The sequence below is a fragment of the Kitasatospora sp. NPDC001660 genome, from assembly GCF_053596725.1.
In genome coordinates, this window is record NZ_JBSFGU010000003.1 from 243,379 (window position 1) to 270,238 (window position 26,860).

The window sequence follows — 26,860 nt, forward strand, 5'->3', positions numbered from 1 at the left end:
GTTCTCCGGCCGGGTCGCGCGGCGCCTCGCGGGCGGCAACGGGCACACCCGCTGCTGGCGGATACGCTACCGGTCGCACCACGTGGGACCGGAGTCAGCCGTCGGCCGATATCAGACCGGTATCCGGGCGGGGGTGTCGATCGTGACATTCCACTCACCGCCGTCCGGGCCCGTCACTTGCCGAGTACGGCCTGCATCACCGACTTGGCGATCGGGGCGGCGAGGCGCCCGCCGCTGATGCCGTCGCGGTTGTTGGAGCCGTCCTCGACCACGACCGCGACCGCGACCGACTGGCCGTCCGAGGTCTTGGCCCAGGACGTGAACCACGCGAACGGCAGGCCCGCGTTGTCCTCGCCGTGCTGCGCGGTGCCGGTCTTGCCGCCGACCTGGAGGCCGGGGATCTTGGCGTTCGTGCCGGTGCCGTTCTCGACCACCGAGACCATCAGGTCCTGCATCTTCTGCGCGGTGGCCGGGCTCATGGCCTGGGAGAACTGCTTCTCGGTGTGCTTGGAGATGGTGGTCAGCGAGGCCGAGCGCTCCTGGTCGACCAGGTACGGCTGCATCAGGCCGCCGTTGTTGGCGATCGCCGCGGAGACCATGGCCATCTGCAGCGGGGTGGCGCGGGTGTCGTGCTGGCCGATCGAGTCCTGGGCGGTGCCGTCCAGGCTGGCGCTGTTCGGGAAGATGCTCTTCTCGGAGCGGACCGGGGTGTCGATGGTGCTGTTGAAGCCGAACTTCTCGGCCTGCGCCCGCATCTTGTCCTTGCCGAGGTCGGCGCCCATCTTGGCGAAGACCGTGTTGCAGGACTGGTCCAGCCCGGACTTGATGGTGGCGTTCTCGCACTTCTCGGTCGGCGACTCGTTCTTCAGCACGGTGTTGGTGTTCGGCAGGGTGTACGGGTCCGGCGTGCTGGTCACGTCGTCGACGTTCTGGTACAGGCCGTTCTCGAACGCGGCGGTCGCGGTGACCAGCTTGAAGGTCGAGCCGGGCGGATAGGTCTCCCGCAGCGCCCGGTTGAGCATCGGCTTGTTCGGGTCGGCGTTGAGGTCCGTCCAGGCCTTGGAGTCGGAGTCCTCGCTGCCGGCGATGGTGCCCGGGTCGTAGGACGGGGTGGAGACCAGCGCCAGGATCGCGCCGGTCTTCGGGTCGAGCGCGACGACCGCGCCCTTCTTGTTGCCGAGTCCGTCCCAGGCGGCCTTCTGGGCCTTGGCGTTGATCGTCGTGACGACGTCGCCGCCCTTCTTCTGCTCACCGGTCAGCATGTCCAGGGTGTTGCGGAAGAACAGCCGGTCGTCGGTGCCCGAGAGGACGCCGTCCTCCAGGTTCTCCAGCCCGGTGGAGCCGAAGACCTGGGAGGAGTAGCCGGTCACCGGGGCGTACATCGGGCCGTCGACCCAGGAGCGCTTGTACTTGTAGCGCAGGCCGTTGACGAAGTCGGACTTCGTGACCGGCTGGCCGCCGACGATGATGTTGCCGCGCGGGTGGGCGTAGCGGTCGAACTGCTGGCGCTTGTTGTTGACGTTGCTGGCCCATGCGTCGGCCTGGACGCCCTGCACCCAGTTGGTGCGCAGCATCAGGGCCAGGATCAGCACGAGGCAGAAGATCGAGACCCGGCGGATCGGCTTGTTCATCTGGCGGGTCCTCCCTGGCCCTCGGTGGCGGGGGCGGGTTCGACCCCGGGTCGGCGGGCGCTGTCGCTGATCTTCAGCAGGATCGCGATCAGTGCCCAGTTGGCGACCACTGACGAACCGCCCTGGGCGAGGAACGGCATGGTCATACCGGTCAGTGGGATCAGTCCGGTGACTCCGCCGGCGACGACGAAGACCTGCAGTGCCATGGCCGAGGCGAGGCCGACGGCGAACAGCTTGCCGAACGGGTCGCGGGCGGCGAGCGCGGTGCGCAGGCCGCGCTGGACCAGCAGCGCGTAGAGCAGGAAGATCGCCATCAGGCCGGCCAGGCCGAGCTCCTCGCCGAAGGAGCCCAGGATGAAGTCGCTCTTGGCGGCGAAGTTGATCAGCCAGGACCGTCCCTGGCCGAGGCCGGAGCCGGTCACCCCGCCGGAGCCGAGCGCCATCAGGGACTGCCCGATCTGCTCGGTGGACCCCTTGGGCGGGTGCGGGGCGAAGGCGGCCATCGGGTCGAGCCAGGCGTCGATGCGGGTCTTCACGTGGCTGGTGGTCATGGCGACGGCGGTCGCGCCGCCGACCGACATCAGCAGGCCGAACAGGATCCAGCTGGTGCGCTCGGTGGCGACGTAGAGCATGACCACGAACAGGCCGAAGAACAGGAAGGACGTGCCGAGGTCGTTCTCGAAGATCAGGATCAGCAGGCTGAGCAGCCAGATCACGACGATCGGGCCGAGGTCGCGACCGCGCGGCAGGTAGAGGCCCATGAAGCGGCGGCTGGCCAGGGCCAGGGCGTCCCGCTTGACCATCAGGTAGCCGGCGAAGAAGACGGTCAGGATGATCTTGGCGAACTCGCCGGGCTGGATGGAGAAGCCGCCCATCCGGATCCAGATCTTGGCGCCGAAGTCCTCCGCGCGGGCCGGGAAGAACGCCGGGGCGGCGAGCAGGACCAGGGCCGCGACCATCGAGATGTAGGTGTAGCGCTGGAGGACGCGGTGGTCCTTGAGGAACATCATGACGCCGATGAACAGCGCGACGCCCAGTCCGGACCACATCAGCTGGTTGCGGGCCGCCTCGAAGTTGCCGCTGAGCAGCTTCCCGGCCTTGTCGAGCCGCCAGATCATCACCACGCCGAGCCCGTTCAGCAGGGTGGCGAGCGGCAGCATCAGCGGGTCCGCGTACGGTGCGTAGCGGCGCACCAGCAGGTGCGCGACGAGGGCGAGCGAGCCCATCCCGACGCCGTAGCCGAGCATGCCGCCGGGCAGCTCGGAGTCCATGGCGAGGCCCACGTTGGCGTAGGCGAAGACCGGGAGCAGGACGGCGAAGACCAGCAGGGCCAGCTCGGTGTTGCGCCGGTTGGGCGCCTCCTGCGGGGTGATGGTGGTGTTGCCCCGGCGCCGGGTGACGGGCCGGGCGGCCGGCGTCCGGCGGCGGCCGGGCCGGCTCGCGCCGCTGCTCAGGTCGTAGGCGCTCACGGGGTGGCCGCTCCCTGACGGCCGACGGGCCGGCCGGGGGCGGGCCTATGTCGGATCACGGGTGTCACTGCTTCGGGCAGGAGTCGGCGCGCTGCCGGTCCTCCTCGCTCAGGCCGGGCACGTCGCCCGCCGCGCCGGCGGCCGGCGCCGTGGCGGAGGGCGGCTGGGTGGCCGGGGCGGTCGGGGTGGCCGAGGGGGTGGGCGTCGCGCTGGGCGTCGCGGCCGCGGGAGTGCGGTTCTTCTCGGTGCTCTTCTCGGTGGGCCGCTCGCTCGGGGTGGGTGCGGTGGCGGCCACGAACCCGGCGGGGTCGGCCCGGAAGGTGACGGTGGTGCCGGTCTGCGTGGGCTGGGTGCCCGCGGGCTGCCCGGTGGCGCCGGTCTTCGCGTCGATGACCTTCTTGCAGAGCTTGGCCCAGCCGTCGAGCTCCTTGATGGTCGCGTCGGCGTCGTTCAGGCTGTTGACCGAGATGGTCTTGGAGACGTGCGCCTGCTGGTCCGTCGGCAGGTACTTGAGCTCGATGTCCTTGTACTCGGTGTGCACCGAGGAGAGGCTGAGGCCGGCCAGGTTCTGGTTGATGCCCTGGTAGACGGCGACGTGCCCGCTCTCCGCGCCGACGTAGTACTGGTCCTGGGTCCACTGGTACCCGAAGTACCCGCCGCCGCCCAGCACGCCGAGGGCGACCAGGACGGCCAGCGAGATCTTGAGCCCCTTGCGGCTCCGCTTCGGCGGCTCCTCCTCGTCGAAGTCCTCGGTGCCGTACACCGAGGGCTCGCCGCCGCCGTAGGCGCCGTACTCCTCGCCGTAGCCCTCGGCCGGGCCGAAGCCGCCCTGGGCGGCGCCGTAGCCGCCCTCGTAGCCGTCGGCGGGGCCGAAGGCGCCCTGGGGGCTGCGGCCGAGGCCGGCGGCGCGGCCGGCCGGGGTGTCGGCGATGGAGCGGTCGGTGGCGGCCGAGGACGGCGGGGCGTCGGCGACCGCGCCGACCACCACCGGGACGTCGTTGAACTGGCCGCTCATGGTGTCCGTGGCGCCGACGTCGATGACGTCCGCCACGATGCAGGTGATGTTGTCCGGGCCGCCGCCGCGCAGCGCGAGCTGGATCAGCTCCTGCACGGTCTGCTCGGGCGCGTAGTAGCTGCCCAGGGTGTCCTGGAGCGTCTGGTGGCTGACCGGGCCGGAGAGGCCGTCGGAGCAGATCAGGTAGCGGTCGCCGGCCCGGACCTCGCGGATCGACAGGTCGGGCTCGACCTGGCCGCGGCCGTCCAGGGCCCGCATCAGCAGCGAGCGCTGCGGGTGGGTCTCGGCCTCCTCGGGCGTGATCCGGCCCTCGTCGACCAGGCGCTGCACCCAGGTGTGGTCCTGGGTGATCTGCACCAGCGAGCCGTCGCGCAGCAGGTAGGCGCGGGAGTCGCCGACGTGCACGAGGCCCATCCGCTGGCCCGTCCAGAGCATGGCGGTGAGCGTGCAGCCCATGCCCTCCAGCTGCGGGTCCTCCTCGACCATCTGCCGGAGCCGGTCGTTGGCGCCCTGGACGGCGTCACCGAGCAGGGTCAGCAGGTCGGCGCCCGGCACGTCCTCGTCCAGACGGACGATGGAGCCGAGCACCTCGGAGGACGCGACCTCGCCGGCCGCGGCGCCGCCCATGCCGTCGGCCACGGCCAGCAGCCGCGGCCCGGCGTAGCCGGAGTCCTCGTTCCCCTCCCGGATCAGTCCCTTGTGGGAGCCAGCGGCGAAGCGCAGCACCAGGGTCATGCGACCTGTGCCCCCCTCTGGGTCATGGACGGGATGCTGTCCCTCATGCGCTACTACTTCCGCAGTTCGATGACGGTCCTGCCGATACGGATCGGCATGCCCGGCTGGAGCGGGGTCGGCGCGGTCAGGCGCTGCCGGTCCAGATAGGTGCCGTTGGTGGAGCCTAGATCCTCGACCGTCCACTGCCCAGTCTGGTCGGGATAGATCCTGGCATGCCGGGAGGACGCGTAGTCGTCGTCCAGCACGATGGTGGAGTCGTGCGCGCGGCCCAGGGTAATGGTCTGGCCCTGCAGCGCGACGGTGGTGCCGGCCAGCGAGCCCTGGACCACGACGAGCTGCGTCGGGGCGCCGCGTCGGCGGCCGCCGCCCGCGGTCGGGGTGGCCGGGTTGCCGCCCGGGCCCGGTGCGGGGCGCCCGGCGGCGGGGGCGGTGCCCGCTCCGGCTCCGGCTCCCGACCCGGCCGCGGGCGCGGCAGTGCCGCGGCGCGAGGAACGGGGGTTCACCTTGGTCCCGAAGAGATCGCTGCGGATCACCTGGATCGCGACGATGACGAACAGCCACAGCACGGCCAGGAAGCCCAGCCGCATCACCGTCAGGGTCAGTTCGGACATGGCCGCCCCGCGTGTGGGTGAGCGAAGCGAGCGAACAAATCGGACACTACCCTTCGACCTGTCGGTAGACGATGGTGGTGGAGCCCACGACGATTCGCGAGCCGTCGCGGAGCGTAGCGCGCTGGGTGTGCTGTCCGTCCACCACGATGCCGTTGGTGGAGCCCAGGTCGAGGACCATCGAAGGGGTGCCGGGGCGGATCTCGGCGTGCTTGCGGGAGACGCCGGGATCGTCGATCCGGACGTCCGCCTCGGTCGAGCGGCCGAGCACGCACGCGGTGCCGGAGATCTGGTGGCGGGCGCCGTTGACCTCGATCCAGCGGCGGACCGAGGTGCCGTGGCCGGAGCCGGGGAAGGCGCGCACGTTGCCGCCGGCGGCGGGCGGGGCCGCGGGCATGGCGGGGGGCGCGGCCGGCGGCGGGGGCGCGTTGAGCTGGCCGGCGCCCGGCTGCTGCCACGGCGCGCCGGGGGCCGGGGCGGCCGGCGCGCGGTCGTAGCCGGGCTGCGGCGGGGCGTACTGCTGGGGCTCCTCGGCCGCCAGGGTGCGGCTGCGCACCCGGTACAGGCCGGTGTCCAGGTCGTCGGCCTTCTCCAGGTTCACCTGGAGGGGACCCATGAAGCTGTACCGCTGGGCCTCGGCGTACTCGCGGACCATGCCGGCGAGCTCGTTGCCGAGCTGCCCGGAGTAGGGGCTCAGGCGCTCGTAGTCGTGCGGGCTCAGCTCGACGATGAAGTCGTTCGGCACGACGGTGCGGTCGCGGTTCCAGATGCTCGCGTTGTTGTCGCACTCGCGCTGCAGCGCCCCGGCGATCTCCACGGGCTGGACCTCGGACTTGAACACCTTGGCGAAGGTGCCGTTGACGAGACCCTCAAGTCGCTGCTCGAACTTCTTCAGCACTCCCATGGGGCACCCCCTTCCAGGGTTCGTTCGCCTGCCTGCCGACCGGGCCCCGGAGAGCCGGTCGTGCCTACTTGCGGTACTTCCGTACTGATCGTATCCACGCCGGGCCCATCCGTACGGTTCCCGGACCGCGTCGTGCCCGGGGGTGGGCTCGGACACACAGGGTGACGCATATCGGGTACGGCACGCCAGGTGTGCCCGTCGGAAGGGGGTTCCACGCTTCGCCCGGGCGTTCGGATCGCATCCGTTCGGACGTGCTCGGGTGGCGGACCGGGGGCGGATCCCGCCCGTCGGAAAGGATTCGGAGCACTCCCCCGGGTCGTGCTACTGTTTTCCACGTCGGAAGGGCCGCCCGAAAGGGAGGCCGGAACGAAGAACCGCAGGGGCCGCGAGGCGCCGGGCGGGACGGAGGGCCGGTCGGTACGGAAGACACACCCATGCGCGGGTGGCGGAATAGGCAGACGCGCTGGATTCAGGTTCCAGTGCCCGAAAGGGCGTGGGGGTTCAACTCCCCCCTCGCGCACAGCGAAGCCCCGCAGATCTTCGGATCTGCGGGGCTTTCCCGTTCTCCCGGAAGGGTTCGCGCGGCGGTCCCGCCAGGCCGGCTCCGCCTCAGCAGCGGGAGACGGGGAGTTCGGCGCGGACCTCGAAGCCGCCCTCCTGGGTGGGGCCGGCGATCAGGGTGCCGCCGAGCAGCTGGGCGCGCTCGCGCAGGCCGACCAGGCCGTGGCCGCCGCCCGGCAGGGTCTCGGCGGGGTGCGCCGGCGGCGGATCGTTGCGCACCTCGACCCTCAGCCGTCGGCCCTTGGCCCGCACCTTCACGTGCACGGCCGCGTCCGGGGCGTACTTGGTGATGTTGGTGAGCGCCTCCTGGACCGTCCGGTAGGCGGCCCGCTCGACCGCCTCCGGCCACGGGCGGTCGCCCGGCGCCAGCTCGGCGTCGGCGGCCAGGCCGCTCTCCTCGATCAGCCGGGGCAGGTCGGCCAGCCGGGGCTGCGGCGCGAGCGGGGTGTTCTGGTGCGGGTCGCCGGTGCGCAGCACGCCGACCATCTGGCGCAGCTCGTCGAGCGTGCGTACGGAGAGCTCGCGGATGGTGCGGGCGGTGGACGCCGCGGCCGGGTCGGCGGTGCTCACCTGGAGCGCGCCGGCCTGGATGCTGATCAGACTGACCTGGTGCGAGACGACGTCGTGCATCTCGCGGGCGAGCCGGCCGCGCTCGCTGATCAGCACGCGCTCGGCGAGCAGCCTGGTCTCCCGTTCCTGGCCGCGGGTCAGCTCCTCGACCCGGGCCGCCAGCTCCCGCCGGGTGCGGGCGAGCAGGCCGGTGGCGGCGGGGCCGGCGGCGAGCATGAGCGACTGGATGGCGTAGAGCGCGGTGTCGCGGCTCAGCCAGACGGTCTGGTCGGAGATCGGCCAGTGGAAGAACTCGACGAGCGTGAAGAGGGTGCCGAAGGGGATGACGAGGCGGGGGCCGGGGCGCTCGGCGGCCAGCGTGTAGACGGCCGTGATCGGGGCCAGCCAGATGTCGGCGACGTAGCTGCCGGGCATGGTGAGCAGCAGCACCGCGAGCGGGAAGCGGCGGCGCCAGAGCAGCGTCACGGCGGCCAGCACCGAGAGCGTCACCTGCCACCACGCGGCGTCCCGGGCGACCAGGGCCGCGTCCATCAGGGAGTACAGCGCGGGCAGCAGCAGCATCAGCCAGGGCGCGGTGCACCAGGCCGGCAGCCGTCTCGACGGCAGCTGGTCGGCGGCGGTCATGCCCCGTCGCCGGGTTTCGGTCGGACCAGTCCGGCCCGGTGGGCGAGGACGGCGGCCTGGACGCGGTTGGCGGCGCCGAGCTTGCCGAGGATCGCGCTGATGTGGTCCTTGACGGTGCCGGTGCCGAGGAACAGCCGGTCGGCGATCTCCGCGTTGGACAGGCCCTCGCCGAGGAGCGCCAGGACGTCCAGTTCCCGGCCGGTGAGGGTGCGGGCGAGCGCGGAGGCCTCGGCGTCCGGGCCGCCGCCGTCCACGTAGCCGCCGATCACGGTGCGGGTGACGGTCGGGGAGAGGATGTTGCCGCCGGCCGCGAGCACCCGGACGGCGTGCACCAGCTGCTCGGGGGCGGTGTCCTTGAGCAGGAAGCCGGAGGCGCCGGCCCGCAGTGCGGTGCCGATGTACTCGTCGGTGTCGAAGGTGGTGAGCATCCCCACGGCCGGAGGGTCGGGCAGGGCGCGGACGCGGCGCAGCACCGAGATGCCGTCGAGGTCGGGCATCCGGATGTCGAGCAGCACGACGTGCGGGCGCAGCCGCTGGACGTGCTCCTCGGCCTGGCCGCCGGAGCAGTCGCCGACCACCTCCAGGTCGGGGGCGGAACCGACGATGAGGCCGAGGCCGGAGCGGACCAGGATCTCGTCGTCCACGATCAGCACGCGGGTGGTGGCGATGGTGCCTCCTCGGGTCGGGCGGCCGGGTGGTGGCGGTCCGCGCACGGGTCGATGTCGAGGGTAGGGGTAGCCGGGGCGGGTCGCCGAACGCCTGGGGGGTCCGCACCCCCGCCGAACGGCGGGGGCTGGAATCCGCTACCCGGTTCACGCGATTCTCACGCGAGGTGGGGAACCATGTTGGTGGCTGCCCTTTTGTCGGCCCGCTTCCTCGTGTGGGGGCCGGCGAGCCCGAGGGCCGCCGGTCAGTCCGTCGGGCCCGTGCGGGCGCCCGGCGCCGGGCCGTGTGCGGATGCGCCCCACCATCTGATCGTTTGGAATTGAGCTGTGTCGTCCACTGTGAAGTCGGAGCCGTCCGCCATGTCCGCCGGGCCCCGGCCCGTCGGGCTGCTCGACCGCTGGCGCCCGCGGGCCGCCGCGGCCTCCGTCTGGTACCTGCGGCTGATCGCGCTGCTGAACGTGGCGACAGTGCTGCTGGCGCCGTTCCGCGACCAGGTCAGCGAGCACAACGAGGGTGAGTACTTCACCCCGTACCTGATGACCTCGGGCCTGGCCAGCGCGGTGCTGTCGGTGTTCCTGGCCGTCGCGATGCGGCGGCGCAAGCGGGCCGCGTGGATCTTCAACGCGGCACTGGCCGGGATATTCGCGCTGCTCTACGTGCTGGCCATGGTGCTGCCCGACGAGCGCTTCGACCGGCACCCGCTGAACTACGTCTCCACCGTGCTGACCTGCCTGTTCGTACTGGCGCTGCTGGTCGGGCGGAAGGAGTTCACGTCCAAGGGCGACGAGTCCAACCCGAAGACCGCCGCCGCGACCTTCGTCGGCGGGCTGCTGTTCGGTGGCGGGGTGGGCGCGCTGCTGGTGTGGCTGACCAACGAGCTGACCGGCGCCGGCTTCTGGGACCTGTTCCGCTACTCGGTCGGCCGGATGATCACCATCACCCCGACCGAGCACCTGCGCTCCGTGATCGCCGCACCGACCTGGGTGAACGCGGCGATCAACGCGATGGGCGCGGTGCTGTTCCTGCTCGTCCTGTACGTCGCCTTCCGCAGCCCGCGCGGCAAGGAGCTGCTGAACCCCGAGGACGAGGCGCAACTGCGGGCGCTGCTGGACAAGCAGGGCGAGCGGGACTCGCTCGGCTACTTCGCGCTGCGCCGGGACAAGGCCGTGATCTTCTCCCCCAGCGGCAAGGCGGCGGTCACCTACCGGGTGATCGGCGGGGTGTCGCTGGCCTCGGGCGACCCGATCGGCGACCCGGAGGCCTGGCCGGGCGCGATCGACGCGTGGCTGTCCGAGGCCCGCGAGCACGCCTGGGCGCCGGCCGTGATGGGCGCCTCCGAGGAGGCCGGGGTGATCTACGCCCGGCACGGGCTGGACGCGCTGGAGCTGGGCGACGAGGCGATCGTCGAGCTGGACGAGTTCTCGCTCGAGGGCCGGGCCATGCGGGTGGTCCGCCAGGCGTACAACCGGGTCAAGCGGGCCGGGTACACCGTGCGGATCCGCCGCCACGAGGACATCTCCGAGGCGGAGATGGAGCAGCTGGTGGCCAAGGCCGACGAGTGGCGCGACGGCGCGACCGAGCGCGGCTTCTCGATGGCGCTCGGCCGGCTCGGTGACCCGGCCGACGGCCGCTGCGTGATGCTGGAGTGCCACGACGGGGACGGCGAGCTCAAGGCGTTGCTGAGCTTCGTGCCGTGGGGTCCGGACGGGCTCTCGCTGGACCTGATGCGCCGGGCCCGGGACACCGAGAACGGCCTGGTCGAGTTCATGGTGATCGAGCTGCTCCAGCGCGCCGACGAGGTGGGGCTGAAGCGGGTGTCGCTGAACTTCGCGATGTTCCGCTCGGTCTTCGAGCGCGGTTCGCGGCTCGGCGCCGGCCCGGTGCTGCGGCTGTGGCGGTCCGTGCTGGGCTTCTTCTCGCGCTGGTGGCAGATCGAGTCGCTGTACCGCGCGAACGCCAAGTACCGGCCGATCTGGGAGCCGCGCTACCTGCTCTTCGAGAAGAGCAGCGAGATCCCGCGGATCGGCATCGCGAGCGCGCGCGCCGAGGGCTTCATCGTCGCGCCGAGCATGCCAGCCCTTTTCCGGCGCCGGCACGCCCGGTCCGCCGTGGTGGCGCCCCGGGTGCCCGTGGGGGCGCAGCAGGGCAAGGGGTAGTCCCTCCGCCCGGGGGTGGAGGGCTGCGGACGGCCGGATGGGGGTGCCCTAGGGGGGATCCCCTCCCCCCTGAGGATGACCCTTATCCCCATCCATGCCGATGTGGATTTGTTAACAGGCTTCTAATGTTGGGGTAGCTGAGAAAAGACTTAACGGCTCGGGGATTCAGGAGAGGACGGCTGTGATTCACAGGACCCACACGGGGGGCGTGCGAAAGGGGCCGCTGGCGACAGCCAGAGCGGCCGCTTTCGCCGAGTGGGGGACGTTGTTCGTGAAGGTTCGCGACGGGGTGGTGCGCAAGAAGTTCGCCGCCGTTCCGCTGGCCACCACGGCGACGTCTCTGATCCTGCTGTTCAGCATCGTGCAGCACCTGCCGGGCGGTGAGCGCTTCGTCAACCACATCGGTGTGGTGAAGGCCGCGCTGCCGCTGGACGTCTCGCTGCTGCGGACCCCGCTGTCGCTGTACGTCCCGGCGCTCGACCTGCCGGTCTGGGGGGCGCTGGCCCAGGTCTTCGTGGTCTTCGGCATCGCCGAGATCGTGCTCGGCCGGCGGATGCTGCTGATGGTGGCCTACTCCTGCACCCTGGCGGGCACGCTGTTCGCCCGGGTCGGCGTGGCGATCGGGCCGGACCACCTGTTCGGCTTCCCGAAGTGGGTCGCCCACGTGCGGGACACCGGGCCGTCGGCCGCGGTGGTGGCGTTGGCGATCTGCATCGCGTTCCGCTGCCGGGCCTGGCTCACCGCCGGGCTGGTGGTGGTCCTGATGGTCGGCGAGGCGGTCGTGCTGCCGAACCTGGCCGGTCTGGAGCACGTCGTCGCGGTGATCACCGCGCTGCTGATCGCCGTCTCGGCCGAGGTGTTCGGCGGCTTCTGGCCGCGGGTGCTGGCCGGGGTCGGGGCCGCGACCTCGGTGGCCACGGCGGCCTCCCGCGAGGTCGCGGTGGAGGCCCGGCGGCGGACCTCGGCGGGGGCCGTCATTCCCTGAGAGGCTCAATTCCCTGAGCGGCTCATGAGAGACGTTCCGGCCTGACGGCCGGGTGAGGCGGAATCACCGCTCCGCCCGGCCGTCAGGCTTTCGGCGTCCCGTGGGGCAGCGGGAGTTCGAACCAGACGACCTTGCCGACCGCCTTGCGGGCGGTGCCCCAGCGTTCGGCGAACTTGGTGACCAGGGTGAGGCCGCGGCCGGTCTCGCCCAGTTGCTCGGCGGGCTCCAGCGAGGGCAGGTTGTGATTGTCGTCGCTGACCTCGACCAGGAGCTTGTCCACCCGGATCAGCTGGAGCTGGACCCGGTCCCTGGCCACCCGGACGGCGTTCGTGACCAGCTCGCTGACCAGCAGCTCGGTGGTGTCGCTGAGCGCCTCCAGGTGCCAGGCGGCCAGCTGCTCGCGGACCAGGGCGCGGGCCCGGCGGACCTCGCGGTGGTCGACGGTGAGGTTCCAGGTGGCCACCTCGGACGGGGCGACCCCGTCGAAGCGGGCCACCAGGAGGGCGACGTCGTCCTTGCGGTCGTCCGAGTGCAGGCGCTCCAGCACCACGTCGCAGGCCTGCTCGGGGCTCTGCCCGGGGTCGATCAGGTTGCCGCAGAGCGCGGCCAGTCCGGCTCCTATGTCGCCGCCCCGGACCTCGACCAGGCCGTCGGTGCAGAGCACCAGCATCGAGCCGTCCGACACGTCGATGGTCTTGGCGACGAACGGCACCCCGCCGACCCCGATCGGCGCGCCGGCCGGGATCTCCAGCAGCTCGCCGCTGCCGTCCGGGTGCACCAGGACCGGCGGGACGTGGCCGGCACTGGCCAGTTCGCAGGTCCGGTTGATCGGGTCGTAGACCGCGTACAGGCAGGTGGCGAGGTGGTCGTCGCCGAGCTTGTGGGCCAGGTTGTCGAGGTGGCGCAGCAGCTGGCCGGGGGGCAGATCGAGCGCGGCGAGGGTCTGCATCGCGGTGCGGAAGCGGCCCATCGCGGCGGCCGAGTGCAGGCCGTGGCCCATCACGTCGCCGACCACCAGGGCGACCCGGCTGCCGGGCAGCTGGATCGCGTCGAACCAGTCGCCGCCGACCTCGGCCTTCGGGTCGCCGGGCAGGTAGCGGTGGGCGATCTGCACGCCGGGGATCTGCGGCGGGCGGGTCGGGATCATCGAGCGCTGCAGGGTGGTGGCGACCCTGGCCTCGGCACGGTGCAGCCGGGCGTTGTCGAGCGAGAGGGCGGCGCGGACGGCCAGTTCCTTGAGGGTCGCGGCGTCGCTCTCGTCGAAGCAGGCGCGGTCGGGCAGCCGGAGCAGCTTGAGGATGCCGAGCACGGTGCCCCGGGCGGAGAGCGGGACGACCAGCATCGAGCGGCCGGAGACCACCGGGGCCAGCCGGACGCCGCCGAGCGCGATGGCGTAGTCGACCGCGACGTCGTCGCTGACCACCGGGACCAGGACCGGCTGGTTCAGCTGGAGGGCCATCCCGGGCGGGGTGCGGCGGGGCATGCTGACCAGCGAGCCCTCGGCCAGGACGTGGTCCCAGGCGCCGCCGGTCTCGTTGTAGACCAGGGCGACCCGGCGGAGCATGGTGTCGTCGTCCGGCCGGGCGGCGGGCAGCTCGGAGTCGGAGATCAGTCCGTCCACGAGGTCCACGCAGGCGAAGTCGGCGACCCGGGGGACCAGCACCTGGCAGAGCTCGTGGGCGGTGAAGCCGAGGTCCAGGGTGGTGCCGACCTTTCCGCCGACCTCGTTCAGCAGGGCCAGCTGCTCGCCGGCGTGGCCGTTGGTCAGGAACGGGCCCAGGCGGCCGGCCGGCGGCGGGCCGTCGGCGCTCGTGGGGGGCGGGACGGCGGGCGGGGACTGGTCACCGCGGGAGCACCTCCCGGCCGGGGCCGGGGAGAGGGCCTGGTGGCCGTTGGCGGACGGTTCGACGGCGGCCGGCTCGATGGTGGCGCCTCCTCCGGAGGGCGACGGGACGGACAGGGCGGCGGCCGACCTGCCGGCGGGCCGCTCGGTCAACTCGCGCTGGCCGGGCAGCGGGCCGGCCGGGCGCCCGCGGACCGCACGGGTCGCGGCGGGCTGCTCGGGTTGGGGCGGCGGGCCGATCCGGGCGGCGCGCTGCTGGGCGGTGGGGTAGCGGCGGCCGATCCCGGCGGCGGCGTGCGCGGTGCCGGACTGCGGGTCGGACGGCAGCAGCGGCAGGACGGTGGCGGCGTCCAGCCGCAGGGCGGGGAGTCCGGCGCGCTCCAGCGACTCCAGGAGCGGGGCGCGGTGGGCGGTGGGCAGGAGCCGGGCCAGCGGCGCGGCCAGAGCGGAACCGGCGAGTGGGCCGCCGGGCGGGGTGAGCGTGGCGACGAGCCCGTGGAAGCCGCCCCGGGCGGCGGGGGCGGCGGCGAACGGCAGCAGCCGCTCGCCCAGCGCGAGGCGCGGGCCGGCGGTGCGCAGCGGGCGGGCGTCCGCAGCGAGGGCGAGCAGTCCGTCGGACGGGCCGGGCAGCGGGTAGGCCCACCACAGCACGTCGCGCAGGTGGTCCTCACGGTCGGTGACGGGCATCTGGCCGGCCCAGGGGTGGCCGTCGGCGGTCAGCGCGGCCAGGGTGTCGAGGGCGTCGCAGCGGCGGCGGGCGCCGGTGCCGCCGGAGGCGCTGCGGGGCTCCACGGCGGGCAGCAGGCCGGAGGCGGGGCGGTCGCGGGCGACCTCGGCGCGGTGCCCGAAGAGTTCCTCGGCGGCCCGGCTCCACTGCGCGATCCGCCCGGCCCGGTCGACCAGGACGAGGGCGAGTCGGACCAGGGCGACCACGCCGGCCGGGGGGCCTTCCGGAACGGGCTCGGCGCCCGCCGGACGCGGTGTGGAGTTGGGCTCGTCCACCATGGATTCGGTCTGCTCCCGCCTGGCCGCCACGCCTGGAGGCGGCCGTCTCTCTGGAGGAAGGCACGCTGTGTGGATACCAGCGAAGCACGGACCGGGCCGGGCTCGATAGCGAAACGAGGAGATTCATCAGGATCGGTTGCACACCGCTTGCCTCGCGCCGGTTCGTACCCCCCTTCCAGCCGGTTGACGCTTCTCGCGCGGGGGTAGGGTGGCAGGCCGGGCCGCACCGCGGAACCGGTCGGCGGGCCAGCCGACGGCAGGACGAGACAGAGGCGAGATGTGACCGCGCAGAGCCCCGTCCGCTGGACGGACCCGGAGCAGCAGGAGCTGGAGGAGCGGGTCGCCGCCGCCGAACTCGCCTGGCTGAGCATGGACGTCGACGTGCAGACGCTGCGGGTCGAGATCGACAACTTCGCGCTGATCCACCATCAGCTGCTCGGCCCGCTCTACGCCCGGCTGGACGAGCTGGACGCCCTCGTCGCCGAGGCGGTCGCGGCCCGGACCGGGCGGCCGGAGGACCTGCGGCGGGCCGCCGAGGCCCGGCAGCAGGTCGAGGAACTCCCCGATCTGGACGCGCTGTTCGACTCCGTCCAGTCCGTCCGCGAGCAGCGCGGCGGCGGCGAGGAGGAGGCCGTGCCGGCGCCGCCCGCCGCCCCGGCCAAGGTCCGCCCCGGTCGGGAGGCCCAGCGGATCTACCGCGAGCTGGTGCGCCGCGCCCACCCGGACCTCACCACCGACCCGGCCGAGCAGCAGCGACGGGCCGGGTTCCTGGTCCGGGTCAACGAGGCCTACGCGTTCGGCGACGCCGACGCGCTGGCGGGCCTGGCCGCCGAGTGGTCCACCGCGCCCGAGGCGGCCCCGGCGCCGGACGCGCCGGACCGGCTGGAGTGGCTGCGCCGCCGGCTGGAGTGGCTCACCGCGAAGATCGCCGAGACCGCCGCCGAGCAGGTCCGGCTGGAGCGGACCCCGATGGGGCAGCTGCTCGGGCTCGCACCGCAGGACCCGGACCGGCTGCTGGAGCAGCTCGCCGAGGAGCTGCTGGCCAAGGCAGCGGACCGGCAGGCCGAGCTGGCCCGGCTGCTCGGCGATCCTTCGTCGCCGGTGGGCGACAATGGCACGGACCCTTCACATTCCCAGGAGAGCCAGACGATGTTCCCGCAGATCCCCTCCGCCGACGCCGCCTCCGTGCCCGCCGACGCCGTCCTGCTGGACGTCCGCGAGCAGGACGAGTGGGACGCGGGCCACGTGGACGGCGCGCTGCACATTCCGCTCGGTCAGGTCATCGCCCGGCTGGGCGAGCTGCCGGACGAGAAGCTGTACGTGCTGTGCCGGGTCGGCGGGCGCTCGGCGCAGGTCGTCCAGTACCTGGTGCAGCAGGGCCGGGACGCGGTGAACGTGGACGGCGGCATGTACGCCTGGGAGGGCGCGGGCCGTCCGATGGTGAGCAGCAGCGGCCAGGACGCCTACGTGCTGTAGCCCGTACGCTCCCCCGGGCCCGGTAGGGCAGGATGGGCGCGCGACCGACCCGGGACGGGCCCGGCGGCGCCCGTCCGGCAGGGGGAGTGCGCATGGCTGACGGCACGGACGCACCGGCCGACGGGCGGGCGTGGTCGCGGCCCGCACAGCTGGTGCTGGGCCTGGCCGCCGTGGTGCTGATGACCGGGACCGGGCTCTTCCTCGGCGCGGTGTTCCTGCACGTCGCGCCCGCCAACACGGTGTCCCGGCAGTACCGGAACGAGATCGACGGCCTGGTCTACCCCGAGTTCGAGCAGAACTGGAAGCTCTTCGCGCCCAACCCGCTCCAGCAGAACGTCAGCCTGGACGCCCGGGTGCGGACCGTCGCCGACGGTGGTGCCACCCAGACCCGGGACTGGCTCGGGCTGACCGCCCGGGACATCGCCGCGATACGGGGCAACCCGGCGCCCAGTCACGTCGACCAGAACCTGCTGCGGCGGGCCTGGGACTTCTACGACGGCTCGCACAACCCGCAGGACGAGACGCTGACCAACGGCCGCGGCAAGCTCGCCGAGGAGTACCTGAAGCGGATCGCGCTCCAGCGGATCGGCCGGAGCGTGGACGGCCAGAAGGTCCTGGAGATCCAGTTCCGGGTGACCTCGACGACCGTCCCGCCGCCGTCCTGGAGCGGCGAGGCGCCGCCGCCCGAGCCGAAGGTGCGGGAGCTGCCGTGGTGGCCGGTGGACGACGAGGACTACCGGGGGCTCGGGTGAACGAGGTGTCGCAGCCCGAGGTGGAACAGCGGCGGCCGGACGGGATCCCGCGCCAGGCCGGACAGCCGGCCGCACCCACGCCCGTACCCGAGCCCGTACCCGCGCCGCCGCGCGTGCCCGGTCCGCTCGAACTCGTCGGCCGGGCGTTGACCGCGTTCACCGGGCGGGCGCTCGGCCGCCACCAGGCGGCGGCGGTGCGGATCGGTTTCGGGCTGGTCTGGCTCGCCCACCTGCTGCGCGAGTGGCCCCACCGGCGGGTGCTGTACGGCGACCTCTCGCCCTGGTCGACGGACCTCGCCCAGCGGCTGCTCGCGGACAACGGGGCGTTCACCGTGCTGCCCTGGTTCGGCGGGCGGCTCTGGTTCGAGGCGGTCTACCACCTGGCGGTGCTGGCCGCCGCCGCGGTGGTGCTCGGCTGGCGGACCCGGGCGAGCACGGTGCTGTTCCTGGTCACCGTGCTGTCGCTGCAGAACCGCGACGTCTTCCTCGGCGACGGCGGCGACAACGTCGTCCACCTGATGGCGGTCTACCTGGTCTTCACCCGCTGCGCCGAGGTGTGGTCGCTGGACGCTCCCCCAGCCTCCGGCCGGGAGGCACCCCCGGACCGGGCCCGCCCCGGGCGGGGCGGCGTCGTGCTCTGGGCCGCGCTGGGAGCCGTCCTGGCGGTCTGTCAGCTCGGGGACTTCTCCGGCGACAGCCTGACCTGGACCTCCCCCGCCTTCCCGTACGTCGGGTGGGCGCCGCTGTTCTGGGGGCTCTGGGCGGTGGCCGGAGCCTGGTGGGTGCTCGGGCGGCTGCGGCCGGACGGCGAGGTGCGGGCCGTGCTCGACGCGCTCGCGAACATGGTGCACAACTGCGCGATGCTGGTGATCGCCGCCGAGGTGGTGCTGATCTACGCCACGGCCGGCTGGTACAAGGTGCAGGGCTCGCGCTGGCAGGACGGCACCGCGCTGTACTACCCGCTCCACCTGGACTACTTCGCGCCCTGGCCGGGGCTGTCCGCGCTGGTCGGCTCGGCGCTGGTGCCGGTGTTCCTGATCTCGTACGGCACGGTGATCGTGCAGGTCGCGTTCCCGTTCACGCTGCTCAACCGGCGGGTCAAGAACGTGCTGCTGGCGGTCATGATGGCCGAGCACCTCGGGATCGCGGTGGTGCTCGGGCTGCCGGTGTTCTCGCTCGCGATGATCGCGGCGGACGCGGTGTTCCTGCCGACCGGTGCGCTGCTGTGGGCGCAGACGCGGGTGCGGCGGATCCGGCGTGCCGGTGCGTCGCGGCGGGAGCGCTGCTGACGGGCGGGCGCGGCCGGAGGAGCGGTTGCCGAGCGGTGGTGGCACCCCCGGCCGGAGGCTGGGGGAGAGGTGGGAGCATGAGCGGCATGGACGACGTGGTGCGCGGCTGGCGGGCGGTGGAGCGGGAGCCGGGGACGGTGCTGCTGGACGGGTTCCATTCGCTGAAGCACGCGCTGCGCTTCGGCGGGGAGGTGCGGCGGGTGCTGACCGCCGACCGGGTCGCGTTGCTGGCGCTCGCCGCCGAGCTGGCCGAGGACGTCGGGCCGGCCCTGGCCGCGCTCGCGGTGGAGGTGCCGGAGCCCGCGCTGCGGACGCTGGCGCCCCGGCTGCACCCGACCGGCGTGATCGCGCTGGCCGTGCGGCCGTCCGCCGACGCGAACCGGGCCGCGCTCGGGCACCGTCCGCGCCGGGCGCCGGTCGTGCTGCTGGAGAACCCGCGCAACCTGGGCAACGTCGGCGCGGTGATCCGGCTCGCGGCGGGCTTCGGCGCCACCGGGGTGGTCACCACGGGCGATCTGGACCCCTGGCACCCGACCGTGGTGCGGGGCAGCGCGGGCCTGCACTTCGCGACCGCGGTCGAGCGGCTGGCGCTGCCGGAGCTGCCCGCCGGGCCGCTCTACGTGCTGGACCCGGAGGGTGCGGACATCCGCACGCTGGCCTTCCCGGACGACGCGCTGCTGGCCTTCGGCACCGAGCGGCACGGCGTCTCCGCGGAGCTCAAGGCGCGCGCGGACCACTTGGTCGCGGTGCCGATGCAGCCGGGGGTGTCCAGCTTCAACCTGGCGACGAGCGTCGCGATGGGGCTCTTCCACTGGATGTCGGGGCGCCCGCCCGGCCGCGCCTGAGCGGGGCGGTCGCCGGGGCGTCAGGAGAGCAGCCGGTGCCACGTGTCCGGGCCGGGCGGCCGTCGGCGTCGTCCGCGCGGGTGACGGCCGTTCGGCGGCCCGGGCGTGGTGGCGGCGGACGGGAGACGGTGCTGCCGGTCCTGGCGCTGACAGTGCGTCGGCTAGTCGGCGGGGTGCGGGTTGGCCGGGGAGTACTCGGGATCGGTCCAGGCCAGCGGGGTGGCGTCGGCGAGTTCGACGATACCGGTGACGGTCAGTTCGACCATCCGCTGGGCGCCGGGCACGCCCTCGCGGGCCCCGGGGGACCAGTCGGTGCGGGCCTCGCCGGTGACGAGCAGGGCGCCGCCGCCCTCCCAGTCGGGCAGGAGGAGGCCGACCCGCGGGTCGAGCTCCAGGTTCCCGAGCGTCATGAACATGCTGTTTCCCTGGTACTCGGGCCAGACCAGCCGGTCCGGGGCGGTGGCCCGCAGGAAGCCCGGGAAGCCGCCCCGGTGGGAGGCGTCCACGCTGCCGTCCGGGCCGACGGTGGCGACGAAGAAGGTGTCGGCGGTGGCGGCCGTCAGCTGTTGGGTGGTGGAGAGCGTCCGCCCGGCGGCCACCGCGCGCGGGGCGCCGGCGGACGGGCGGTCGAGCGGGGTGCGGCGCTGGATGTACTTCGGGCAGTTGGAGACCACCTGCTCGGCGGTGATCACCAGGCCGCCCCGGCGGTCCGGCACCGAGCGGCCGTTGAGCCGCATCCGGCGCCGGCCGGCCGGGTCGAGGGCGATCGTGCCGACCCGGGCGGGGCCGGTCAGCGCGGCGGCCAGCGGGTCGTCCCCGGCGGGGCGGGCGGCGACCGTCATGGTCCGCTCGTCGCCGGCCTGGAGGAAGCCCGGGGCGCCGGCGAGCTGGGTGGCCCAGACCCGGCCGTCCTGGGCGGCGGCGCCGATCACCAGCGTCCGCCGCTCGGTGAGGAAGCGGGCGGCGACCGGCGGGATGGTGTCGCGGATCGACCGGCCCGCGTGGTCGGCGCGGTCCCGCAGGCCGGCCAGTGCCTGGGCGGCGAGCTCGCCGCGGTGGTAGGGCGTGCCGACGGTGGTCACTGCGTCCTCCGGTCTAGAAGAAGCCGCAGGTCGGGGCGGCGGCCGTGGGGGCGGCGGCGCCCGTCGCGGCGACTCCGGTGCGGGCGTATATCTCCAGCCGGATGCCGTCCGGGTCGGTGAAGAAGATGCCGCCGGAGTCCGCTCCCTCACCGTGCGGCACGACCCCGTCGTACGCGAACTCGGCACCGAGTTCGCGCAGTCGGCGCTCGGTCCCGCGGACCTCGTCGAGGCCGGCGACCTCGAAGGAGAGGTGGTGCAGGCCCGGGGTGCCGGTGGCGAAGGTGCCGGTGCTCTGCTGCCAGAGGGTCACCACCAGGCGGCCGTCACGGCCCATCAGGGCGAAGCGGCGCTCCGCGTCGGTGCCCTCGTGCACCACCTGGACGCCGAGGACGGCCCGGTAGAAGTCGATCGAGCGCTCCAGGTCGGTGACGTTGAGGCCGACGTGGCCGGTCTTCAGGGTGTGGATCAGGGTGGGGCTGGACATGCCTGGACACTCCCGTGGCTGGGCGGGCCGGAGAAGCTCATGCCTAACCGGTACTCATGAAGCTAATGGTTAGGTGATGGAGCGTCAACCAGTATCAGGGCATGAAGGGGTTAGGTGGTGGCGCAGGTGAAGGGCGGAGGGGGGTTACTCCCACTCCCACCGGATGCCGATGTGGCCCGGCTGCTGGTCCGGGGAGAGCACGTGGGCGCTCGCGGAGGCGCCGATCCACAGCTGCTCGCGGCGGCTGTCGACGGCCTCGCCCGGCTCGCGGTCGTAGCGCTCGCAGTGCACCGGGACGCTCGCCGGGTCGAAGTGCACCTGGAGCACGTACTCGCGGACCTGGGTCGCGAAGCGGCGGCTGTACTCCATCGTCGGACCGCCGGGCGGGATCTCCACCTCGTACTCGAAGACCGTGCTGTCGCCCAGCCCGAGCGGGCGGTCCAGCATGATCTCGCCGACGGTCAGCCCGGCCTCCGGACGGCGGCGGACCCGGCCCAGCCGGCCGTGCCGGACCGAGGTGATCTCGGGGCAGCCGGTGGCCTCCTCGTCGGCCTTGTGCACGACCAGGCAGCGGCCGACGCCGGCGACGGTGGCGCGCACCACCTGGCGCATCCGCAGCAGGTTGCCGCGGCGCTCGGCGTCGACGTAGTACGAGTCGTGGATGCTCAGCCGCTCCAGCTCGCCGGCCGGCGGGGCGTCCAGCTCGGCGAAGATGTCGGCGATCTCCTGCTCGCCGGGCCAGACGTCCTCCAGCCCGAGGTGGCAGGTGTTGGCGGCGGCGGCCCAGCGGCCGCGCGGGCGCGGCGGACCGAGCAGCGAGGACAGGGAGCTGTGCGGCAGGCCGAGCAGCTCCTCCAGCAGGTGGACGGCGCGCAGCGAGCTGGCCCGCTCGGGCTGGCTGCGGCCGCGCCGCCAGTAACTCAGCGTCGTGACACTGACTCTGACGCCGCGCCCGGCGAGCGCGGCACGGATCCGGTCCAGGCTGAGACCGCTGGCCTCGATGGCCAGGTGCAGGGTGTCCGCGAAGCCGCTCCCGGCGGCGGGCCGCCCGGCGGGCGGCGATGCGCTGGGCGGCGATGCGCTGGGCGGCGACGCACCGGACGGCGACGCAGTGGGCGCCGACGTGAGTGCGGGCGGTCCGGGGCGCGGTCCGACCAGTCGGAGCCGCGCGGCGTCCTGGGGCTGCTGTGCGGCCATGCGGTAACCCTCCCCACCAGGTGAGCTCGGTGGGACCGGTCCGGCGCCGGGGCGCGCCGCCAGCGGCTTCACCGAGCTTTGGGGAACCCTATGCACGGTCGAGAGGCTACGTCATCCGTCGTGCGTATGACAGTGGTCACGGCAGGTGAACCGCGAGGTTATCGATCTTGAAACACTGCGGAAACACGGTCGGTGGCAGGTGGTGACGTGAAACACACCGCCGGGGCGGGCCCTGTCGGCGCCGCCCCGGCGGGGGTTTCGGTTACCAGGTGGTGATCAGTTGACGTTCAGGGCGACGTCGTCGATCAGGAAGCTGGTCTGGTTCGAGCCGTCCTCGGTGCCGGTGAACTTGAGGGTCACGGTCTGGCCGGCGAAGGAGGTCAGGTCGACGGTGCGCTGCACGTAGCCGGCGGCCGCGTCCACGTTGGACCAGGTCTTCAGCGTGGTCGAGTTCGCCTGCAGGGTCAGCGTGTCGTACGCGGTGCTGCCGGTTTCGGCGGTGTCGACGTGCAGCCAGAACGTCAGGGTCGCGGACTTGCAGCCGGCCGGGACCGAGACGGTCTGGGCCAGGGTGTCGGTGTGGGCGCTGCCGTAGCCGTCCAGCCAGGCCTTCCAGCTGCCGCCGTGGGCGGGCTGCGAGGTGCCGTTGTCGATCACGCCGCTGGACGCCGTCCACGGGGCCGCGGTGCCGGTCTCGAAGCCGCCGTTGCCGATCAGCTGGGCCGCGGTGCAGCCGCCGGTCGGGGGCGGGGTCGGGGTGCCGCCGCCACCGAGCAGGGCGGTGGTCAGGGCGTCGGCGACCGGGGAGCCCCAGCCGGTGACCTGGTCGTAGCCGGTCTTGGCCGGGAAGTCCTGGTTGGAGCCGGAGGTCACGTCGTGGAAGGTGCTGCCGTAGCTGCTGCTGTTCGCGACCGCGTACAGGCGTGGGCTGGCCTCGCCGAGGACGGGCTGCCCGGCCGTCTTGGCCTTCTGGTTGAACTGGGCGGCGTAGCCGGACCACAGCGGGGCGGCCGCGCTGGTGCCGCCGTACGTCTGCCAGGCGCCGGCCGTGTAGATCGCGAAGCCGCTCGCCGGGTCGGCGTTGGAGGCGACGTCCGGGACGGTGCGCATGGTGCCGCTGACGCCGGTGCCGGTCTGCCAGCTCGGCTTGCTGAAGACGGTGGACACGCCGCCGCCCGCGGTGCTCCAGGCGCTCTCCGAGGAGTAGGCGTTGCCGGAGACCTTGAGGTTGGTGCCGCCGACACCGGTCTGGTGCGGGCTGGAGGCCGGGAAGTCGACGGCCTTGACGGACGAGCCGCTGGTCGAGCGGGTGCAGTCGCGCGAGCCGTCGTCGCCGGAGGCGGAGAAGATCGAGATGCCCTGCGCGGCGGCCTGCTTGAAGGCGTTGTCGACGGCGGTCATCGAGGCGGCGGTGGTGTCCGGCTCGCAGGAGCCCCAGGAGATCGAGATGACCGAGGCCTTGTTGTCGGCCACGATCTTGTTGGCCATGTCGATCTCGCCCTGGTCGGAGTTGGGCGCCTCGTAGATCAGCTGGGTCGCCTTGGGCGCGGCGCCGCGGACGATCTCGCTGTCCAGCTCGACCTCGCCCTGGCCCTGGCCGGGGGCGGAGTCGTAGTTGGCGCCGTCCACCGAGACCGTGGAGACGGCCGGGCCGGTCAGGCCGTACTGGCTGTCGTAGGTGGTCAGGTCGGAGGAGGTGTAGCCGTCGAACTCCCAGAGGGCGACGGTGACGCCGGTGCCGTCGGCGCCGGTCTTGTTCAGGTTGTAGGCACCGTCGTACTGGGCCGGGCCGTAGCCGCTCGGGGTGGCCGAGGCGGCGTTCGGGGTGACCGCGTGCGGGGTCGCGAGGCGGTTCTTGCGGACCGCGTGGTTGTCCAGGCCGTGCACGCCCTGGACGATGCCGGCGAGGTCGGCCGGGACGGAGGCGGCCGCGTCGTTCGCGTAGAAGGCGCGCTGCAGCTGCGGGTCGACGTAGGAGCTCTCGTGGGTGCCGAAGGCGTGCGAGACCTGGTCGGTGGTGCCGCGGGCGCTGACCACCTGGCGGTTGGCGCTCACCTCGGTGACGGTCAGGCCCTGGTCGGCGAGGTAGGCCTTGACCTGGTCGACGGCGTCCTGGGTCGGGCCGAACCGCTCGTTGAACTGCTCCGGCGTCAGGTACTTGCCGAACTCCGGGGTGCCCGGGGTGGTGACCGCGGCGAGGAAGCGGTCGAGCGCGTCGGCGTCGCGCAGCTTCAGGCTGACGGCGACCGAGATCTGCTGCTCGGCGGGCACGTCGCCCTTCTTCTCCGAGCGAGCCACCGCGGGGTTCACGGTGTTCGGCAGCTCGACGCGGGGCGTGGCGTGGGGCGTGGGGGCGGCCTGTGCGGTGGTGACGCCGAGTGAGACGGCGGTCAGCGGCAGCACGGCTATGGCAGCCGCGAGGGCAAGGGTGCGGGGGCGCAACGGATCCTCCTCCGGCCGGCTGTGGGGGCCGGCAAGGGGCACTGACGTCCTGGGGGTAGAACGCTGGCTAGAACATGACAGAACAAGGAGGGGGATTGGTTCATGATCAAGTAATTGATTGCTAAAAAACAGTCAACTGTGGAACGGGGCAAGGGCGGGCGTTTCATACGGTGAATGGCCGCGAATTCGCCTGTGGTCCACACCAATCGGGGCTCCCGGGGCGGACGTAGAATCGCGTGGAGCCGAGGGAGAACGATGACTGACGTGATGGCGGATCCGAGGGACCCCCGCCCGCTGATCGGCGAGCCGCTGGCGCTCGACCTGCTCAACACGCGCTGGGCCGGCACCCCCGTCAACGACCTGCTCGGCGAGCCCGACGGGTACGGGATCTGGCTCTCCTCCGCCGGGCTGCGCGAGCGCTGCGAGGCCGACGAGGCGGGACTGGCCGCGGTACTGGAGGCCCGGGAGGCGCTCGGGGCGGCGGTGCAATCCCTGGGTGACAAGGGCGAGTTGAGCGAGGAGGCGCGGGCCGGTCTGGACGGCGTGCTGGCCCACGGGCGGATCCGGCGGACGGCCGGGGCGGGCGGGGCCGAGGACCGGATCGAGGTCGACGGGCCGCAGTGGCTGGCTGCCTGGCTGGCGGTGGACGACTTCCTCGGACTGGTCGCGCAGGGGGCGCACCGGGTGCGGCAGTGCGCGCACGACGCGTGCATTCTGCACTTCTTCGACGCGTCGCAGAACGGGCGGCGGCGGTGGTGCCGGATGGCGGTGTGCGGGAACCGGGCGAAGGCGGCGCGGCACTATGTGAAGGCGAAGGGGTAGGGCGCCTGCCGGAGGGCTGTTGGCGGTCGGGTGCGGGTCCGTGCCTTCCGCTGCGCGCAGTTCCTCCCCCGAGGCTCCGGCCGCGGGTGCCCCCCGCGCCCCTTGCGGGGCGCGGGGATTGAGGTGGGAGGGAAGAGAGGGAAGCCGGCGCGGGGCTGGGACGTCAGGCCGTCGCCGGGGTGCCGAGGTGGGTGGTGAGGGCTTCGGTGATGTCGCGGTGGCCCGGGTCGACGGCGGCCCAGGCGGCGTAGCCGTCGGGGCGGATCAGCAGGACGGTGTCGCGCAGCTTGCCGTGCGGGTCGGCGGGGGCGGCGGTGACGAGTTCGTCGGCCCAGGGGGCGGCGGCGGTCTGGACGTCGTTGCTGACCAGGACGAACTTCCCGGCGCGCAGCGCCTCGTAGAGCCGCGCCGGGGCCGAGGGCTCGCCGTCGCGGGGCTTCTCCAGGGCGGTCAGCCGCAGGTCCGGGACGCGCTTGCCGACCAGCGGGTGGGCGTCCTTCGGGGCGGGGTAGGCGATGTCGATCCCGGAGACCATCCGGGCGCCGCGCTCGGTGACCGGGTCGAGGTGGCTGCCGAGCGCGGTGAGCGCGCCGCGCAGGGCGCGGGTGGGGGCGGACTCGGCGAGGGCGAGCCGGATCAGGGCGCCGGAGGTGCGCAGGACCATCCGGCCGACCGGGTGCCGCTCGGTCTGGTAGCTGTCGAGCAGGGCGTCGGTGGCGCGGCCGCGCAGCACGGCGGCGAGCTTCCAGGAGAGGTTGGCGGCGTCCTGGAGGCCGGTGTTCATGCCCTGGCCGCCGGCCGGCGAGTGGCAGTGCGCGGCGTCGCCGGCGAGGAACACCCGGCCGGAGCGGTAGTTCGGCACCTGGCGCTCGTCGCTGTGGAAGGTGGAGGCCCAGCGGGCCTCGTGCATGCCGAAGTCCTCGCCGATGGCGGCCTCGGTGATGGCGGCGATCCGCTCCAGCGAGGGGGTGACGCCGTCCGGGACGCGCTCGGTGCGGTCCCAGGCGATGACGCGGTGGTAGCCGTCGCCGAAGGGGGCGAGGAAGGCGAAGCCGGCGGCGCCCGCGCCGACGGTGACGGTGTCCTCGGGCTCGCGCTCCAGCCGGACGTCGGCGAGCAGGACGGAGTCGACCACGGACTCGCCGGGGTAGGGGACGCCGAGCAGGTCGCGGACGGTGGAGCGGACGCCGTCGGTGCCGACCGCGTACCGGGCGCGGTGGGTGGCGCCGTCGGCGGTCTCCAGGGTGACGCCCTCGGCGTCCTGCCGCAGGCCGGTGACCTCGGCGCCGCGCAGGACCGTCGCGCCGGCCTTCACCGCGCGCTCGTGCAGCAGCCGTTCGACGTTGTACTGCGGGGTGATCAGGACGAACGGGAAGCGGGTCGGCAGGTTGCCGAGCTCGACGCCGAAGCGGTTGAACATCTTCAGCGAGGTGAGCGGCCGGCCGGTGGCGATGAGGTCGTCGGCGAGGCCGCGGGCGTCGAGCATTTCGAGGGTGCGGGCGTGCACGGCGAAGGCCCGGGTGAGGTTGGACTCGGCGCCGCGCTTCTCCAGGAGGGTGACGGCGAGGCCGGCGGCGGCGAGGTCGCCGGCCAGCAGCAGGCCGGTCGGTCCGGCGCCGACGATCAGGACGTCGGTGACGGTCTGCTTCGCGGTCATGTGTCAGCTCCCGGTGCTCTGAGGGTGGTTGGACGCGGCGTT

Annotated in this window: 20 protein-coding genes and 1 tRNA gene; 8 read left to right on the forward strand and 13 right to left on the reverse strand. The window is 73.2% G+C overall.

What is annotated here, in order from left to right; genetic code table 11:
- Positions 1–173: 173 nt before the first annotated feature.
- The 5 genes from ACWCXH_RS04715 to ACWCXH_RS04735 all read right to left on the reverse strand — a co-directional run bounded on the left by ACWCXH_RS04715 (position 174) and on the right by ACWCXH_RS04735 (position 6,362).
- A complete protein-coding gene (locus ACWCXH_RS04715) occupies positions 174–1,631 on the reverse strand; it encodes a peptidoglycan D,D-transpeptidase FtsI family protein (RefSeq protein WP_449799852.1) in 1,458 nt (485 codons plus the stop codon).
- Positions 1,628–3,004 (reverse strand): FtsW/RodA/SpoVE family cell cycle protein, encoded by a 1,377-nt coding sequence (locus tag ACWCXH_RS04720; RefSeq protein WP_449799975.1) that lies wholly within the window; start codon positions 3,002–3,004, stop codon positions 1,628–1,630. Before ACWCXH_RS04720 ends, ACWCXH_RS04715 begins: the two co-directional genes overlap by 4 nt.
- 160 nt (positions 3,005–3,164) lie before the next feature.
- The gene (locus ACWCXH_RS04725; RefSeq protein ID WP_449799853.1) at positions 3,165–4,850 is read right to left on the reverse strand and encodes a protein phosphatase 2C domain-containing protein; all 1,686 of its coding nucleotides are present in this window, start codon (positions 4,848–4,850) and stop codon (positions 3,165–3,167) included.
- Between the two features lie 53 nt (positions 4,851–4,903).
- Positions 4,904–5,461: an FHA domain-containing protein FhaB/FipA gene (locus tag ACWCXH_RS04730; protein WP_449799854.1), complete on the reverse strand. Its 558-nt coding sequence runs from the start codon at positions 5,459–5,461 to the stop codon at positions 4,904–4,906.
- Positions 5,462–5,507: 46 nt separating this feature from the next.
- The gene (locus ACWCXH_RS04735; RefSeq protein WP_449799855.1) at positions 5,508–6,362 is read right to left on the reverse strand and encodes an FhaA domain-containing protein; all 855 of its coding nucleotides are present in this window, start codon (positions 6,360–6,362) and stop codon (positions 5,508–5,510) included.
- A gap of 436 nt (positions 6,363–6,798) precedes the next feature.
- Here ACWCXH_RS04735 and ACWCXH_RS04740 point away from each other — a divergent pair.
- Positions 6,799–6,882, forward strand: a tRNA-Leu gene (locus ACWCXH_RS04740).
- Positions 6,883–6,971: 89 nt separating this feature from the next.
- Here ACWCXH_RS04740 and ACWCXH_RS04745 read toward each other — a convergent pair.
- A complete protein-coding gene (locus tag ACWCXH_RS04745) occupies positions 6,972–8,117 on the reverse strand; it encodes a sensor histidine kinase (protein ID WP_449799856.1) in 1,146 nt (381 codons plus the stop codon).
- Positions 8,114–8,830 (reverse strand): response regulator, encoded by a 717-nt coding sequence (locus tag ACWCXH_RS04750; RefSeq protein ID WP_449799857.1) that lies wholly within the window; start codon positions 8,828–8,830, stop codon positions 8,114–8,116. The genes ACWCXH_RS04745 and ACWCXH_RS04750 overlap by 4 nt, the downstream gene beginning before the upstream one ends.
- A 312-nt stretch (positions 8,831–9,142) precedes the next feature.
- Here ACWCXH_RS04750 and ACWCXH_RS04755 point away from each other — a divergent pair, with 312 nt between their 5' ends.
- Both ACWCXH_RS04755 and ACWCXH_RS04760 read left to right on the forward strand, forming a co-directional pair.
- Entirely contained in the window at positions 9,143–10,939 is a 1,797-nt protein-coding gene (locus ACWCXH_RS04755) for a phosphatidylglycerol lysyltransferase domain-containing protein (RefSeq protein WP_449799976.1), read from the forward strand.
- A 271-nt stretch (positions 10,940–11,210) separates the two neighbouring features.
- Positions 11,211–11,924: a hypothetical protein gene (locus ACWCXH_RS04760; protein ID WP_449799858.1), complete on the forward strand. Its 714-nt coding sequence runs from the start codon at positions 11,211–11,213 to the stop codon at positions 11,922–11,924.
- An 82-nt stretch (positions 11,925–12,006) separates the two neighbouring features.
- On the opposite strand, the gene ACWCXH_RS04765 is transcribed toward ACWCXH_RS04760, so the two are convergent.
- Positions 12,007–14,772: a SpoIIE family protein phosphatase gene (locus ACWCXH_RS04765; protein ID WP_449799859.1), complete on the reverse strand. Its 2,766-nt coding sequence runs from the start codon at positions 14,770–14,772 to the stop codon at positions 12,007–12,009.
- A gap of 279 nt (positions 14,773–15,051) precedes the next feature.
- Here ACWCXH_RS04765 and ACWCXH_RS04770 point away from each other — a divergent pair, with 279 nt between their 5' ends.
- The 4 genes from ACWCXH_RS04770 (at position 15,052) to ACWCXH_RS04785 (ending at position 19,134) form a co-directional block, all read left to right on the forward strand.
- Entirely contained in the window at positions 15,052–16,248 is a 1,197-nt protein-coding gene (locus ACWCXH_RS04770; RefSeq protein ID WP_449799860.1) for a rhodanese-like domain-containing protein, read from the forward strand.
- A 92-nt stretch (positions 16,249–16,340) separates the two neighbouring features.
- The gene (locus ACWCXH_RS04775; RefSeq protein ID WP_449799861.1) at positions 16,341–17,000 is read left to right on the forward strand and encodes a DUF5819 family protein; all 660 of its coding nucleotides are present in this window, start codon (positions 16,341–16,343) and stop codon (positions 16,998–17,000) included.
- Positions 17,001–17,005: 5 nt separating this feature from the next.
- Positions 17,006–18,289, forward strand: a complete 1,284-nt coding sequence (locus ACWCXH_RS04780) for an HTTM domain-containing protein (protein WP_449799862.1) — start codon at positions 17,006–17,008, stop codon at positions 18,287–18,289.
- An 86-nt stretch (positions 18,290–18,375) separates the two neighbouring features.
- Positions 18,376–19,134, forward strand: a complete 759-nt coding sequence (locus ACWCXH_RS04785) for a TrmH family RNA methyltransferase (protein WP_449799977.1) — start codon at positions 18,376–18,378, stop codon at positions 19,132–19,134.
- Between the two features lie 161 nt (positions 19,135–19,295).
- Here ACWCXH_RS04785 and ACWCXH_RS04790 read toward each other — a convergent pair whose 3' ends face one another.
- The 4 genes from ACWCXH_RS04790 to ACWCXH_RS04805 form a co-directional block, all read right to left on the reverse strand.
- A complete protein-coding gene (locus ACWCXH_RS04790; protein WP_449799863.1) occupies positions 19,296–20,216 on the reverse strand; it encodes a pyridoxamine 5'-phosphate oxidase family protein in 921 nt (306 codons plus the stop codon).
- Positions 20,217–20,229: 13 nt separating this feature from the next.
- The gene (locus ACWCXH_RS04795; protein WP_449799864.1) at positions 20,230–20,700 is read right to left on the reverse strand and encodes a VOC family protein; all 471 of its coding nucleotides are present in this window, start codon (positions 20,698–20,700) and stop codon (positions 20,230–20,232) included.
- A 144-nt stretch (positions 20,701–20,844) separates the two neighbouring features.
- A complete protein-coding gene (locus ACWCXH_RS04800; protein WP_449799865.1) occupies positions 20,845–21,897 on the reverse strand; it encodes a hypothetical protein in 1,053 nt (350 codons plus the stop codon).
- Between the two features lie 276 nt (positions 21,898–22,173).
- Positions 22,174–24,339, reverse strand: a complete 2,166-nt coding sequence (locus ACWCXH_RS04805) for a protease pro-enzyme activation domain-containing protein (protein WP_449799866.1) — start codon at positions 24,337–24,339, stop codon at positions 22,174–22,176.
- Positions 24,340–24,594: 255 nt separating this feature from the next.
- On the opposite strand from ACWCXH_RS04805, the gene ACWCXH_RS04810 reads away from it, so the two are divergent.
- Positions 24,595–25,161 carry a CGNR zinc finger domain-containing protein gene (locus ACWCXH_RS04810; protein ID WP_449799867.1) on the forward strand — a complete coding sequence of 189 codons (567 nt, stop codon included), beginning with the start codon at positions 24,595–24,597 and terminating at the stop codon, positions 25,159–25,161.
- Positions 25,162–25,324: 163 nt separating this feature from the next.
- On the opposite strand, the gene ACWCXH_RS04815 is transcribed toward ACWCXH_RS04810, so the two are convergent.
- On the reverse strand, positions 25,325–26,818 hold the full coding sequence (locus ACWCXH_RS04815) for an FAD-dependent monooxygenase (RefSeq protein ID WP_449799868.1): 1,494 nt from the start codon (positions 26,816–26,818) through the stop codon (positions 25,325–25,327).
- Positions 26,819–26,860: the final 42 nt, after the last annotated feature.